This is a genomic window from Pseudarthrobacter sp. NBSH8 (assembly GCF_014217545.1).
Classification (GTDB): Bacteria; Actinomycetota; Actinomycetes; order Actinomycetales; family Micrococcaceae; genus Arthrobacter.
Genome location: NZ_CP043178.1, coordinates 337,549 through 352,358 on the forward strand (window position 1 = coordinate 337,549; position 14,810 = coordinate 352,358).

Sequence of the window (14,810 nt, forward strand, 5' to 3'; positions counted from 1 at the left end):
GCCATGTGAAACCGTTTCTGATTGCACCGTCTCGTCCGGCGCCATGGACGAGACCCAAGAGGTATATATTCGGGTCCTGCCGATAGTGGACACGGTTTGCGGCCTCGTCGAATTCAAGGTCGGCGAAACATGGGAAAGATGCTGGACTACGGCTTCGCGGGAACTGATTCACAGGCTCTCCCATTCAATTCATCCTGCCCAATGGTGCGCCGAAAATATGCAGCTCATAGTTACGATTGCTTTGAGGGGGCAGCCTGCGGGGCAGCCGATTAGATTTCTCCTGCTCCGCGGGCACTACGCGGTTTGTGCGGATAGTGGTGGCGTACACGCGCGGACTCTGGGGACATCCTTGCCCGCTGTTTCGACCACGGCCGGTGCCATTGAGTCACTTGCCGGGGAAATGTGACGGAGAATCGATTCATGAGTTCTCCGGAAACACATTCGGCCACGCAACGCCGCCAGTTCATCGCGGGAACAGTCGTAAGCGACAGGCGTGTCACTGAAAAGGGTGTTCTCGTCGTCGAAGGTGACCGAATCGTCTACGCTGGGCCCACCGCCGGGTTCCATGAGACGCTATTCAACTACCCGGCGTCCGCGGAAACGGTCTGTCACGAAGTTCCGACCGGCGGATTGATCCTGCCCGGGTTTATTGACCTGCATTGCCACGGCGGAAACGGCGGTGACTTCCCTAGCGGCGACGAGGTTTCAGCGCGGAAGGCCATCGACTTCCTGCATCGCTCGGGCACGACAACGCTCCTTGCCAGCATGGTGACAGCCTCCCGGGAGGACCTTTTGCGGGGGATCGAGCTCTTTGCCGGGCTCACGGACGAAGGACTCATCGAGGGCATCCACCTCGAAGGCCCTTTTTTATCGCGCGCCCGATGCGGCGCACAGAACCCGGAATTCCTCCTGTGGCCGAACTCTGAGCTCATGGAGGAGCTGCTCCAGGCAGCTGACGGCAAACTGGTCACCATGACGTACGCCCCGGAACTGCCCGGGGCGGCTAACCTGGTGGGCCTCATGACCAGGCACGGCGTGACCCCTTCTCTGGGACATACGGACTGCGATGACGCCACGGCAGCGGCCTCCCTTGTCGCGGCACGCGAAGGCCTTCTGTCGGCCGGTTTCGAAGGCATCCGCTCGCTTCCCACGGTAACCCACCTCTTCAATGGAATGCCTCCCATGCATCACCGCTCCCCGGGTCCGGTCGCCGCCTGCCTACGCGCCGCGCAGGAGGACAAGGCGATCGTCGAGCTCATAGCGGACGGCGCGCACCTTGATCCGGCCATCGTGACCACTGTGTTCCAGCTGGTGGGTGCCACCAACATCGTTCTGGTCTCAGACTCCATGGCAGCCGCCGGGCTTACCGACGGTAACTACATGCTCGGGCCTTCCCCCGTCACCGTGACGGGCGGTGTCGCCACGCTGGACGCCACGGGCTCCCTCGCGGGCGGTACAGCGACGATGCTCGATGTCCTCCGGCGAACCGTCGCGGCCGGCGTCCGGCTGGAAGACGCAGTACTCTCCGCTACGGCCGTTCCGGCCGCTGTCCTCGGCTTATCCGATGAACTAGGGGGACTCCGCCGTGGGCTCCGTGCGGATGCAGTCGTGGTGGACAAGGACCTCGCACTGGCTGGAGTTCTCCGCGGCGGGAACTGGCTCAAATGACCCCATGGCGGATTTCAGCCGTCGTTGCAACGCTTCACGCACGGACGGTGGTGCTGCCGGTCCAGCCCCGGTATGGCCACATTTGAAATTGAGAGGTTTCTGCTATGTTCGAGCGTGCAAGCGTCGGTTTGGATGTCCATGCCCGCGCCGTGGACGTGAGCGCCTTGGACCCGCAGAGCGGCGAAAATCGTTCACCACCGGATTACCCCGGACCATACCGAGAGTCATGCCTGGATCATCTCTCTGCGGCGGACCAGGAAGCGGCACGGGGCCTGGTCCGTGCCCGGGAAGATGCCCACGGGGATCTCATGCGCTCCCGGCACCGGATCTCCAAGCTGCTGTTACGGCAGGGAATGGTGTATTCCGGCGGGAGGGCCTGGACCGGCAGCCGTGAATGCGTGAACGCCGCTACCCAGTGTTCCGCCTTTGGCTTCCGGGGCGTGAACCCTCGTTTCGATCAATGCCACTTGGTTGCTAACCCGACGGCCGCAGGGGCAGGCCGCTGTTCGGGCACGACCAAGGTCTGGCACTTGCGGTCCGGATCGCGTTGTTAATTCTGAAAGGCTGCCTGGCGGATAGCCGACGTGCCCTGATTGCTTTGCGTAGCCCGCGGACGCGGGATCTCACTGGCACACCCGGACCATAGCGGTCCGGGCAGCACCGAACGCGTCGATCCGGCTGTTCCTTGACCACAGGCGCACAGAGGGCACCGACTTCGACTTCGGCCTCACCGGCCAAGGCCAATTCCTTCGTGGTCACTTGGCAAGTTCCTGCGGGAGCCAAGCTCACGTAGGCCGACCGTATCCGCACTATCGGTGGCACAACCGGATCCGCGGTGGGTAGTGCCCATTAGCGTGGTGTAACGGCCCGGCCCGGGGTGATCGGGGCCGGGCGTCGTACTGCGCGTGGCTTCGACACATGTGGCTGCCCCTCGCCACCGGCAAATCATGGCACGCACATCAATTTCAACCGGTTTCTTGCTAATGAGACGCCCATCACTTATGATTTTGTTAAACGATTAACAAGCATGGTCTGCGTCACATCGGCAAAAGTTGCTGCTTTGGACTGTGACTTCATTGAACGAGGAGAGAGTATGAATTCGACGACGGGGGTGCCTGCTTCGCCGGCACCGGACCGCGTCCGGACTTTAGACGGAACAGACAGCGTGCCGTCACTAAAGTCAGGACCACCTCGCATGTCCAAAAAGCAGGCCAAGTCCCAGGGCGGTCCTGTTCTGCGCAAGAGCTTCAGGAGTCGCCTCCGCCGCGACAAGCAGATGCTGCTGATGATGGTGCCGGGTGTTCTTTTCCTGCTGCTGTTCTTCTACATCCCGATTCTGGGCAACGTCATCGCGTTTCAGGACTACCAGCCTTACTTGGGCATCGGGGACAGCCTCTGGGTGGGCTGGCAGAATTTCGCGGACCTGTTTATCAACCCGGACTTCGTGCATGCATTCTGGAACACGCTCTATCTGGCGGCCTGGCAGCTCGTGTTCCTCTTCCCGGTGCCGCTGATCCTGGCGCTCATTGTGGATTCCCTGATGAGCCCGCGCATCCGCAAGGTCTTCCAGAGCATTGCATACCTGCCACACTTCCTGTCCTGGGTCCTGGTCATCGCGTTCTTCCAGCAGATGCTCGGCGGGGCCGGATTCATCAACAACTCACTGCGCCAACTGGGCATGGACACCATCCCCTTCATGACCAATCCGGACACCTTCCCGGTGCTGGTGGTCGTCCAGATGATCTGGAAGGACGCGGGCTGGGCCATGATCATCTTCCTGGCGGCCCTGGCCACTATTGACGTCTCCCTCTACGAGGCTGCCGCAGCCGACGGCGCCGGCCGCTGGCGCAGGGTTTGGCACGTCACTCTGCCTGGCCTGCGCCCTGTGATCATCCTGCTGCTGATCCTGAGGATCGGCGACATCCTGTCCGTTGGCTTTGAGCAGTTCATCCTCCAGCGAGATGCCGTCGGGGCGGGTGCGGCCGAAGTTCTGGACACGTTCACGTACTACACGGGCATTGTTGGAGGCGGCTGGAGTTCCGGCGCTGCGGCCGGCCTGGCAAAGGGCGTGGTCAGCCTGTTGCTGATCTGGGGCGCCAACAAGCTGGCCCATAAGTTTGGGGAAGACGGCATTTTTGCGAAGAAGGTCGGCTAGCCGGGTACCGGCCGCCGTACAAGGAGACTCACATGACCACTAAAGTACTGACCAAGAAAGCTTCCGGGCTGAGCTACGATTCCAAACGACCCGTCTGGAAAGAGAAGCCCTCGCTGCTGTACCAGAGCATCAAGGCCGTTGTGTTGGTGCTGTTCAGCGTTTCGATCCTGGCCCCCATGCTCCTGGTGGTGTCCACCTCGCTGGCTGATAACGAACAGCTCGTGGCCGCAGGGGGCTTCGTGATGTGGCCGGAACGGCCCACCCTTGAGGCCTATGAGATTATCTTCCGTGGCCCCCTGGTCCTGCAGTCGCTCGGAGTCAGCCTCTTCATCACCGTGGTGGGCACCTTGCTTGCATTGTTCGTGACTATCACCATGGCCTACGCGACCAGCCGCTCGGTCCTTTTTGGGCGGCCGGTCATCCTGGCCATCCTCTTCACCCTGCTGTTCGCACCCGGGCTGATCCCCTCCTTTTTGATGATCCGGGAGCTCGGCCTGCTGGACTCGCTCTGGTCACTGATCCTGCCTGGCGCCTTCGGGGCCTTCAACTTCGTGGTGATGCGCTCCTTCTTTATGAACATTCCCGGCGAACTGATCGAAAGCGCCAGGATTGACGGGGCCAGCGACTGGCAGATCCTGTGGAAGATCGTCCTTCCGCTCTCCAAAGCCGTGGTCGCCGTGGTGGGCCTGTTCTATGCGGTTGGCTTCTGGAACTCATTCTTCAACGCCTTGCTCTACATCAACGACCACAGCAAATGGCCCATCCAGCTTCTCCTGCGCAACTTCGTTGTCCAGGGCAGCGGTGCGGCCGACCAACTGGGAATCACCACTTCCCCGCCGCCGCAGTCCATCCAGATGGCGGTGGTCGTTGTGGCCTTGGTCCCCATCCTCATGGTGTACCCGTTCCTGCAGAAGCACTTTGCCAAGGGTGTTATCACCGGCGCAGTCAAGGGCTGACCACGGGTTCCTGTTCCCTTTAGTTGTTCACCACCACGGTCACATCAGCAGTACTACACATTGAAAAACTAGAAAGGTTTCGCGATGACGAGCACTACTTCCGGACAAGCAGGATTCAGCCGACGCGGTTTCCTTGGCCTCACAGGCCTGGCCATCGCCACGGCTGGTCTTTCCGCCTGCAACCCCGGCGGCGGCTCCGGCAGTGGAGGCGCCTCTTCCTCCTCTGCCGTGAAGCTCCCCACCTACAGGGAATTTACCGGGATCACCGCTGACATCCCGGGCAACGAAAAGGGCCTGCAGGCCGCTTTCTTCAAACTGCCCGAAGCCGTGCAGTCTGTCAAAACCCCGCCGCTCATGGGCAAGGTCACCGGCCTGACGGAAACCTTTGAAACTATGAGCCCGGGCATGAAGGACAACCCCTTCTGGCAGCGACTAAACGCCAAGCTCGGCGGCGAGCTGGAACTGCAGATCGCCGAGGACATCGGCGACGGCTACCCGGCGAAGTTCGCCACCGTCCTTGCCAGCAACAATCTCCCCGACATGATGTGGGTTCCGCCCAACCAGGGTATCCCCAATATCGGCCCCATGCTGGAAGCCAAATTCCAGGACCTCACCCCCTACCTCTCCGGCGACGCGGTGCTTGAGTACCCCAACCTGGCGGCGCTGAAGCCGGATTCGTGGAAGACCGCTGTCGTCAACGGCAAGATCTGGGGTGCTCCCATCCCCAGCACCCCGTTCGGTCAGGTCATGGCGGGCCGCAGGGATGTTTGGGACGCCGTAGGCGGCCTCAACGCGGACAGCGCCGATGAGTTCCTGGAAAAAGCCAAGGAGCTGACGCGCCCCGGCGAGCAAAAGTATGCTCTGGAAGCCAACTACACCAATATCCTCCACATGGTCACCGAGTGGTTCGGCGCCCCCAACGGCTGGGCCGTCAACAAGGACCGTACACTGACCCACCTCTTCGAAACGGATCAGTACGCGGCTGGAATCGAGTTCACGGCAAAGATGTTCGCGGCCGGCGTCTTCTACCCGGACAGCAAAGCATCAGATATCCGCACCCGTGTTGCCAACGGCTCGGTTGCCGCGCAGGTCCTGGTTGGCCCGCACGACATCCGCAGCTACCGTGTCCTGAACCAGAGCGCCAAATTCGACATCCTGTTGCCCTTCAGCGCCGATGGCAAGATCAAGCCCGTGTACGACATGGGTTATGGGACTGTCGGTTTCACCCCCTTCAAGAAGGCCGAGGAGGGAAAGATCCGCGAGCTCCTGGCACTGATCAATTACCTTTCGGCGCCGTTCGGCACCGCCGAGTACCTGCAAAAGAATTACGGCGAAGCCGGCCAGGACTACACCCTGACAAGTGATGGCAATCCGGTACTGACCGAGTCCGGTACCTCCAACGTTCCAGGCCTCGCGTCGGCGCTAAACATCATGGCCAGCCCCGAGAACGTCATCTTCAACCCGGGCTACGACGACGACACGAGGTATGTCAGCGGCCAGGAGCAGAAGCTGCTCGAGAATGCTTGGCGCAACCCGACCAACGGAAGCTATTCGGACACCAGCGCGAAGGTGGGAGCAAAAATCAGCAAGCAGCTCCGCGACAAGGTCATCGACATCATTACCGGCCGCGAGAAGGTTGACGCACTCAAAGACGCAGTCAAGCGCTGGCAGTCCGAGGGCGGCAACAAAATGCGAGAAGAGTACCAGGCTGCATTGCCCGCGGGCGTACCAGTCTTCAACTCATAGAATGTCGGTGGCAGCGGCGGGGACAATGGCGCCATCATTGGTCACCGCCGCAACCGGATATCCGGCAGACAGCCGGCTTCAGTCCAAGGACCGCTTCCGGGTCCACAAAGGGGAAACATGTCGGTGACCAATCGAGACGCTTCGCGTCCGACCATCAGGATGGTCGCGGCGGAGGCGGGGGTGTCCACAGCCACGGTGTCCTATGTGCTGTCGGGACGGCGCGGCGAAGGCGGGCCGGGGGTCTCGGAAGCGACAGTCAGCCGCGTGAGAACAGCAGCGAACCGGCTGGGCTACCAGCCCAACCAGTCCGCACGGGCCATACGGACCGGGCGCACCAACACCGTGATCCTGTCCCTGACCATGCTGTCGGACCCGTGGGCGCTGGCTGTCATTGAGGCCGTCCAGCGTAGGGCGGCCCCTTTGGGGATCACACCCATGATCCTTGGCGACGCAGACTGGGCCAAGGTGCTCCAGACCCACAGCGCCGATGCCGTCTTTGTGGATTCTGTCCAGGGGGAGGGTGAACAGGCGCTGCGTCAGCTCGCTGGCCGCGGCACCAGGCTTGTGGTGTTCGACGAATCGATGGAGCCGAAGGGCTTCGATGTCATCAGGTCCGTGGCCGGACCGGGCTGTGAGCTGGCCATGGGCCATCTGCTCACAGGCCACAGCAGGATCGCGTGCCTCACTACGGCCAGAAGTCTCGCGGGGCCGCGCTTTATGGCATACAGGGACGCGCTGGAAGCCGCGGGGCTGCCGCACCGTGAAGGATATGTGGGCAGCTTCGACGGGACCTCTGCCGGAGCGTACGCCACCACCATCCGCTTGTTGTCGCTTGACGAACCGCCCACTGCTATCTACGCCACGACTGACTATGCGGCTGTAAGCGCCATTAATGCGGCACAGCGGCTGGGGCTGACCGTGGGCACCGACATCGACATCATCGGGGTAGGCAACACCGTGGAAGGCGAACGGATGACGCCGTCGCTGAGCACTGTGGGTCCGGTGGACTTCTTCGACCGGCTGGCACGGCTGCTGCTGGACCGCGCGCTGGGCTCTGATGCGACCCCCGGCGTACTGGACTTCCCCTGGCAGCTGTTCGCCCGCGAATCAGCTCCGTTCAAGAGCACCACACCATAGTTTTGAGAAAGTTTCAGGCCACGCTCCACCGGGAACGCCCGGGCGGAGTCGGGGCTGCATGTTGGCCCGAGGGCTGCAACCAAGCAGGAGGAATCGTTTAGTAATGGGAACTGTTGACATGAAGGTGGGCCTGGTCGGATTCGGCCTGCGGGCCAGTCTGTGGAAGCACGTCCACAAGCCGGGCCAGGGTTCCGTAGTGACTATTGTCTGCGATACCAGCGAGCGGGGCCGGGCAGATGCCGCGGCGAAAATTCCGACAGCCACCGTGACGGCCGATTTGAACGAGCTGCTGGCCAGCGGGATTGACGCGGTCCTGGTGCTGACACCGGACAACAAGCACGCCCTGGTGGCGGTGGAAACGCTCAAGGCAGGCATCCCCACCTTCTGCGAGAAGCCCCTCGATGTGACGCTGGAAGCAGCGGACCTGATCCTGCAGACGGCGTATGAGACCGGAACCCGGCTGTATGTGGGACACAACATGCGACATATGCCGGTGGTGGTGCAGATGCGCCAGCTGATCGAAGACGGCGTGATCGGCGAGGTCAAGGCCATCTGGTGCCGGCACTTTGTGGGTAACGGCGGCGACTACTACTTCAAAGACTGGCACTCGGAGCGCAAGAACGTTACGTCGCTGCTGCTCCAGAAGGGCGCCCACGACATCGACGTCATCCATTGGCTGGCGAACGGCTACACCAAGCGGGTATCCGCCGTCGGTGAACTTGCCGTCTACGGCGACGTGAAGGACCGGCGCGACAACACCGGCAGGAGGATGGTGGACTGGTTCTCGCTGGATAATTGGCCGCCCACCGAACAGACGGAGCTCAGCCCGGTGATCGATGTGGAGGACATTTCCATGATGCAGATGGTGCTGGACAATGGTGTGCTGGCTTCGTATCAGCAGTGCCACTTCACTCCTGATTACTGGCGGAACTACACGGTAATCGGCACCAAGGGCAGGATCGAGAATTTCGGCGACGGACCTGGCGAGAAGATCAACGTCTGGACCTCCAGGACGGCCACCGGTTTTGCGGAGCCGGACCAGGTAGTGGAGATCCTCGACGGCGACGGAGGCCACGGCGGTGCCGATCCCCGCTTGGTCGCAGAGTTCCTTGACTTCGCAGCACATGGCGGGCCGACACAGACCAGCCCGATCGCTGCGCGCCAGTCCGTAGCCGCAGGTGTGCTCGCCACCGAATCTCTGCGCGGTGACGGTTCCGCCCGCGAGGTTCCGGCCTTGCCGGCGGAACTTATCGAGTACTTCAACGCGGGGCAACCCGCACGGAGTGCACAGGCGGTCTGAAGGCCTGAAGGTTGATTGGCTGAGGCAGCCCGGTTCATCCTGCTCTGGTTGGCGTAGCGCTTCCGCCACGGCAACCAGCGCAGACCTGGACGCGCAGCTGCTTGAGCCACCGAAAATCATCGTCACGCATGTATCTTCGCCCTCCACGAGGCCCGTTTCCCATGCAATTACCAACGACGATTCCACCTGCTGTCCTGGGCATACCGGCGACATTGAATTTTTTCTTCGAACCATCTCCGGGGTGCAGGGTGATTTTCGGAAGCCGTAGAAATTCCTCGATGATCGATCTGGCTCATTGAGTGTTTGTAGTGAAGAAACCCACCGGCTGCGTCGGGAGAGCCCGATGCAGCCTGAAGAGCAACGATGTACCGATTAAGGAGCACAAAGAACGATGACTGACGCAACTCGTGGAGCATTCATGGACGAGGAACTGACTTCCCAGCCGGAGGTGTGGGAGCGTGCCATCGCCCAGGCCCATGCCGAGGAACTTCTCCCGGCAGATGGCCAGCGCGTGGCCGTCATCGGCTGCGGAACGTCCTGGTTTATGGCCCAGAGCTATGCCGCGGCCCGTGAAGCGGCCGGCAAAGGCCTGACCGATTCCTTTGCAGCTTCCGAGGCGTTCGTGAACACCAACAGCGAGGCCCGCAACTACGACGTCGTGATCGCCATTACGCGTTCCGGCACCACTACCGAGGTACTGGACCTGCTGACCGGGCTCCAGGGCAAGGTCCGCACGGTGGCCCTGATCGGCGATGTCGAGTCCCCGATAGTCGGCCTTGCCGATGCCGTCATCGGGCTCCCGTACGCGGACGAACAGTCCGTGGTGCAGACCCGCTTCGCCACGTCCGTGCTGGTCTACCTCCTGAGCAGTCTTGGTGTCGACCTTAGCCAGGCAGTCGAAGATGCACGGATCGCTGTAACGGCAGATGTTCCGCAGGAACTGCTCGACGCCGAGCAATTCACCTTCCTGGGGCGAGGCTGGACCGTCGGTCTGGCGCACGAGGCAGGGCTCAAGATGCGCGAAGCGGTACAGGGCTGGACCGAGTCCTACCCCGCCATGGAATACCGCCACGGACCCATCTCCATCGCCGCCCCCGGCCGCGTCACCTGGCTCTTCGGCGAAGAGCCCGAGGGACTCCGCGACGACGTCGCCCGGACCGGGGCCCTGTACATCAATACGGGAAAACACCCGTTGGCCGAACTGGCCCGGGTCCACAAGGTCACGCTGGAACGAGCCCGTGTCCGCGGCCTGAACCCGGACCTTCCGCGCAACCTCACCCGCTCGGTCATTCTCGACGCAACTGTCTAGGCGCCGCTCTATGTCAGATGGAATGACCCCCCTCGGCCCGGCATCAGCCGCCGTATTGGCCTTCGACGTGGGCGGTACGGACATGAAAGCCGGAATCGTTGACGCCTCGGGCGCTATCCGCGGCCTCCGGCGCGTCGCTACGCCGGTGGGCGGCAGCCGCACAGCGGTAGCCGTGCTGGACACTCTGGGCGGGATTGCCGCGGAATTGTCGCAGGAATTTCCGGACATTCCGCTGCAAGCCGCGGGTCTGACGGTGCCTGGACTGGTGGATTCCGCTGCCGGAATCGGCATCTACTCCGCGAACCTCCCCTGGCGGGATTTTCCCTTTACCGCGGAGGCCGAGCGGCGCCTTGGCCTGCCGGTGGCCTTCGGGCACGACGTCGCCTCGGCCGGAAGTGCCGAACTCCTATTCGGTGCCGCCCGCGGATTCAGCGATGTGGTGGTGATGATCCTCGGAACCGGGATCGCCGGGGCAGTGTTCTCCGGAGGGCAGCCGGTGGCGGCCGGCGGCTACGCCGGTGAACTGGGGCATGCCCTGGTGCCGGACCCGTCCGGGAAAGGCACCGCAATTCTGGAGTCCGTGGGTTCTGCTGGCGCCATCGCCCAACGCTATGCGGGCATGACCGGCACCGCGGTGGACGGCGCCAAGGCCGTCCTGGAGCTCACCCGGTCCGGCGACGTCACCGCACAACAGGTCTGGGCCGACGCCATCGACGCTTTGGCCTTCAGCATTGCCCAGTGCGTCAACATCATCGGCACCGAGGCCGTAGTGCTCGGTGGCGGGCTCTCGGAAGCCGGAGACGAACTGTTGGCACCCTTGCGCCGGCGCGTGGATGAACTCCTGACGTTCCACCGACGGCCCAGGATCATGCCCGCACAGCTGGGGCAGAACGCCGGCCTGATCGGTGCGGCACTGAACGCCCGTACCCTGCTGGGCCGGCCACTGCGGCCAAATGCGGACGTTCCCGCGTGAGCACCCCAGCCGGAGAGTCGGCCGGGAACGGCAGGCGCATCATCACCGTGACACCGAACCCGGCCGTGGATCTCACCTACCACGTCGACGGCATCATCCCCGGAGGCAGCCACCGGGTGGACACTCCATTGAGCCGGGCCGGCGGCAAAGGGTTGAACGTCGCCAGGGTGGCCCACCAGCTGGGCAGTACGGTCCTCGCCATCGCGCCCGCGGGCGGAGCAGCCGGTGCGGCCTTCGCCGCTGAGCTTGCAGCCAGTGGAGTACCTCACCGTCTCATCCCCGTTCGGGCGGAGACGCGCCGCAGCATCGCGCTCGTGGATGACGTCAGCGGCCATACGTCCATCTTCAATGAGTCCGGACTTCCTCTGGAACCCGCAGAGTGGCAGGCGCTGGCTGCCGTCGTCGTCGAAAGCCTCAGCGGCGACGACGGGCACCTGGCCGGGGTTCTGGTGGGTTCCGGCAGCCTGCCGGCGGGCGCGCCCCAGGATTTCTATTCGGCCCTTGTCAAGCTGGCCCATGACGCCGGCGTCCCGGCGATCATTGACACGTCCGGTCCCGGGATCATCGCTGCGGCGAGGGCCGGCGCGGACCTGCTGAAGCCCAACAACCACGAACTCACTGAGGCCATGGGGCAGCAGGACCTGGCCGGCGCGGCCCTCCAGCTCATAGGGCTCGGCGCGCGGAGGGTGCTGGTCAGTACCGGTGCCGACGGCATGATGGCATTCGATGCCGCTGAACCGGACCGCTACTGGCACGCCCGGCTGCCCGAACCCCTCAACGGCAACCCCACCGGCGCCGGCGACGCCGCAGTCTCAGCTGCCGCCGTCGCGCTTGCCAATGGCGTCACAGACACCGAACAGATCCTGCGGGCCGCCACGGCCTGGTCCGCTGCCGCGGTGCTGATGCCTGGCGCCGGAGAAATATCACCCCGGTATTCGGAACTTGCCGATCAGCTGATCGTCTCTTACAAGGAGCTGCCATGACCCTGGTCAATACCCGCGAACTGATGGAAAGCGCCGCAGAACGCGGTGTGGGGCAAGGTGCCTTCAACATCGTCCACTTGGAAACCGCGGAGGGACTGGTGGTGGGTGCCGAGGCGGCCGGACTCCCGGTGATCCTGCAGATCTCCGAGAACTGCGCCAAATTCCACGGCGGGCTGGAGCCCCTGGCGCTCGCTTCGCTGGAAATTGCGAGGCAGGCCTCTGTCCCGGTTTCCCTGCATCTGGACCACGCAGAATCTGAAGAGCTGGCTCGTGAGGCGGTTGACCTGGGGTTCGGTTCGGTGATGTACGACGGTGCCCATCTGGACTATGAGCTGAATGTAGCGGCCACGAGGCGGGTGGCGGAATACGCCCACAGCAGGGGCGTCTACATCGAGGCTGAACTTGGCAAAGTAGGCGGAAAAAACGGGGCCCATGCCCCGGGGGTCAGGACAGATCCCGCTGAGGCGGCTGCCTTCGTGTTGGCCACGGGGGTGGACGCGCTGGCTGTCGCCGTGGGTTCGTCCCATGCCATGACGGAGCGGAGCGCTGCCCTGGACTTCGGACTTATTTCCCGGTTGCGGTCAGGGCTGGACGTGCCACTCGTGCTGCATGGTTCATCAGGGGTCTCCGATGAGACGATTGTGGCTGCCATTGGCGCCGGTATGACAAAGATCAATGTATCCACCCACCTGAACGGGTTCTTCACGCGCGCAATCCGGGAATACCTGGATGCGAACCCTTCCGTGGTGGATTCGCGGAAATACCTTGAGGCGGGCCGGGATGCCCTGGTGCCTGAGGTATCACGGTTGCTGACGCTGTTCGCGAAGGCCATTTAGTGTGGCGCGAGAGGCACCCCAGTGAACGGTTCGAAATGGCCCAACCGGCAGAGCCCTGGCGGGAAACCCAGATGGAGGCAAGGCCCGACGCGATATCAGCCTGCACGAGTTGAAATTTCGACCCGGGTCCGTCCCGGCGCAACGGAGGATTGTCTCTCGGGGCTCGTGGCTTCATACCGTGAAGAGCTGTTGCGCATGGGGGCAGCGGCTGCCGAGATTGAAGTCGTGACGGATCGTGATGAAGGCGGTGGTGTCAGTGTGATGGTGACCTGGATCAACGCAACCGTAGCCGACCAACCGGCGCCCGTGGAAGATGGCCGTTGAGGGCTTCCCGACACGGCGTCGAACCGAGCCGAAGATTTCGCTTTCTTGAAACGCTGGCCAACGCTAGCGCGGATCTGATCCAGTATCGGCCTCAATCACTCCTGGGCCGCGTGCTGATCTCGGGGACCGCGGACGGAAAAATGCCGGATACCGGGCTTCACCGGGCCAATTCCTGAGACGCTTGCCGAACTGATCCCCGCCGTTCCCCGCCTGCTCTAACCGTCTAGCGGCACGATGCAATCGGGAGCGGGCGGCTCGCTCAGACTCAGCGGCGCTGACGACGGTCCTCCATGGGTGGCAACTTGGGCCGTCCAACGTTCTCGAGCTGTGCCCGAAAACCCGGTCAGGGTTGTCGCACCGGACAAGATTCCAGGGCAAGTCAGATTCACCGTCCCACATCCAAACGAGACTCCCAGCCCGGCACGGCTCCCTCGCCCGGCGTTGTGACTGTTCGCCAGGATTGGCGACTAATCCGCCGTATCGGTTGGCAGTTTTGAAGCGTGAGCCCATCGGCGGCGCCGCCCTGCTGTCATCAGGGGATGAGGGTCTGCAGGACCGCTCCGGCGGCCACGAAACCGGCCGCGAAGGCAAGGTTCCATGCGGTCCGGCGGCGCCGGGCCACGTCCACGTGCCTCCACAGGGCGTCGAACCGGTTCTGCAGGCCGGCAGGGTACAGCGGGTTCCGGTGCGAGGTTCCCGGCAAAACGGCCGACGTGGCAATCCGGGAAACCTGCTCCGGGGTGAGCACTGGCCTGCGCCGGTTAAGCCAACGCAGTAGCTGCCGGTCCGTCACCACCGCAACGTCGACGGGCTTTTCCCTGGCGGTTATACTTTTGGGTTCGACGATGACGAGGACGCCCATGACCGCCACCTCCTCACCTGCCGCAGTGGTGAGGAGTCTCGCGGCGCGGGCCGCTTCGTGGACGGCGTTGGGGATGTGGCGTTTCTTTTTTCCTGCCACCATCAATGTGCGGCCGGCAACCCATACGGGCTGGTTTGAATGGTTCTTAGTGTTGAGGGTGAAAACCCCGGCAGGACCTATCAGAACATGATCGATGTCTGAGGTGCCGGTGCCGACAGGAACGGCATGCAGGACCGTCCATTCCGGACCGCTTGTGCGCGGAGCGGAAAACCGGCGGGGAATCTACAACGCCTTCCCGCAGCTGCCCAACATCACGCCGCGCCGGATGCTGAGCGGCGGGAACCTGGTGGTGGCCGAAGCCCTGCTGGACTACAACGGGCCGCAATACGAAACGGTGTTCATCTTCGAATTCCGGGACGGCAGGATCGCCAAGGAGACGGCCTACTGGAGCGAGGCCTTCGAGGCGCCCGAATGGCGGGCCCAGTGGGTTGAGAAGGCCTAGTGTCGCGGCGCCGCCGGAGGCTCCCCATCCGGGACGCAGCGGACGCCGCGGACACGCCG

At 63.2% G+C, this 14,810-nt stretch carries 12 protein-coding genes; 11 read left to right on the forward strand and 1 reads right to left on the reverse strand.

Features of this window, described 5'->3' with window-relative positions; genetic code table 11:
• Positions 1 to 420: 420 nt before the first annotated feature.
• From FYJ92_RS01520 to FYJ92_RS01565, 10 genes are all read left to right on the forward strand, one after another.
• On the forward strand, positions 421 to 1,668 hold the full coding sequence (locus FYJ92_RS01520) for an N-acetylglucosamine-6-phosphate deacetylase (protein ID WP_185262303.1): 1,248 nt from the start codon (positions 421 to 423) through the stop codon (positions 1,666 to 1,668).
• Positions 1,669 to 2,761: 1,093 nt separating this feature from the next.
• Positions 2,762 to 3,823, forward strand: coding sequence for an ABC transporter permease (locus tag FYJ92_RS01525; protein ID WP_370526095.1), 1,062 nt, complete (start codon positions 2,762 to 2,764; stop codon positions 3,821 to 3,823).
• A gap of 32 nt (positions 3,824 to 3,855) precedes the next feature.
• Entirely contained in the window at positions 3,856 to 4,779 is a 924-nt protein-coding gene (locus tag FYJ92_RS01530; protein ID WP_185262305.1) for a carbohydrate ABC transporter permease, read from the forward strand.
• Between the two features lie 84 nt (positions 4,780 to 4,863).
• A complete protein-coding gene (locus FYJ92_RS01535) occupies positions 4,864 to 6,525 on the forward strand; it encodes a sugar ABC transporter substrate-binding protein (RefSeq protein WP_185262306.1) in 1,662 nt (553 codons plus the stop codon).
• A 123-nt stretch (positions 6,526 to 6,648) separates the two neighbouring features.
• Positions 6,649 to 7,662: a LacI family DNA-binding transcriptional regulator gene (locus FYJ92_RS01540; RefSeq protein WP_370526097.1), complete on the forward strand. Its 1,014-nt coding sequence runs from the start codon at positions 6,649 to 6,651 to the stop codon at positions 7,660 to 7,662.
• 103 nt (positions 7,663 to 7,765) lie between these two features.
• Positions 7,766 to 8,962 (forward strand): Gfo/Idh/MocA family protein, encoded by a 1,197-nt coding sequence (locus FYJ92_RS01545; protein ID WP_185262307.1) that lies wholly within the window; start codon positions 7,766 to 7,768, stop codon positions 8,960 to 8,962.
• Positions 8,963 to 9,353: 391 nt separating this feature from the next.
• Positions 9,354 to 10,271 (forward strand): SIS domain-containing protein, encoded by a 918-nt coding sequence (locus FYJ92_RS01550; protein WP_185262308.1) that lies wholly within the window; start codon positions 9,354 to 9,356, stop codon positions 10,269 to 10,271.
• Positions 10,272 to 10,281: 10 nt separating this feature from the next.
• Complete coding sequence (locus FYJ92_RS01555; RefSeq protein ID WP_255482249.1) at positions 10,282 to 11,244, forward strand: ROK family protein; 963 nt, start codon at positions 10,282 to 10,284, stop codon at positions 11,242 to 11,244.
• Positions 11,241 to 12,227: a 1-phosphofructokinase family hexose kinase gene (locus tag FYJ92_RS01560; protein ID WP_185262309.1), complete on the forward strand. Its 987-nt coding sequence runs from the start codon at positions 11,241 to 11,243 to the stop codon at positions 12,225 to 12,227. Before FYJ92_RS01555 ends, FYJ92_RS01560 begins: the two co-directional genes overlap by 4 nt.
• Positions 12,224 to 13,063 (forward strand): class II fructose-bisphosphate aldolase, encoded by an 840-nt coding sequence (locus FYJ92_RS01565; protein WP_185262310.1) that lies wholly within the window; start codon positions 12,224 to 12,226, stop codon positions 13,061 to 13,063. Before FYJ92_RS01560 ends, FYJ92_RS01565 begins: the two co-directional genes overlap by 4 nt.
• Positions 13,064 to 13,919: 856 nt before the next feature.
• Here the strand turns inward: FYJ92_RS01565 and FYJ92_RS01570 are convergent.
• Positions 13,920 to 14,531 carry a nuclease-related domain-containing protein gene (locus FYJ92_RS01570; RefSeq protein WP_185263613.1) on the reverse strand — a complete coding sequence of 204 codons (612 nt, stop codon included), beginning with the start codon at positions 14,529 to 14,531 and terminating at the stop codon, positions 13,920 to 13,922.
• Between FYJ92_RS01570 and FYJ92_RS01575 the strand changes: the two genes are divergently transcribed.
• Positions 14,503 to 14,751 carry a nuclear transport factor 2 family protein gene (locus tag FYJ92_RS01575; RefSeq protein WP_255482250.1) on the forward strand — a complete coding sequence of 83 codons (249 nt, stop codon included), beginning with the start codon at positions 14,503 to 14,505 and terminating at the stop codon, positions 14,749 to 14,751. The two genes, FYJ92_RS01570 and FYJ92_RS01575, sit on opposite strands and share 29 nt — an antisense overlap.
• Positions 14,752 to 14,810: the final 59 nt, after the last annotated feature.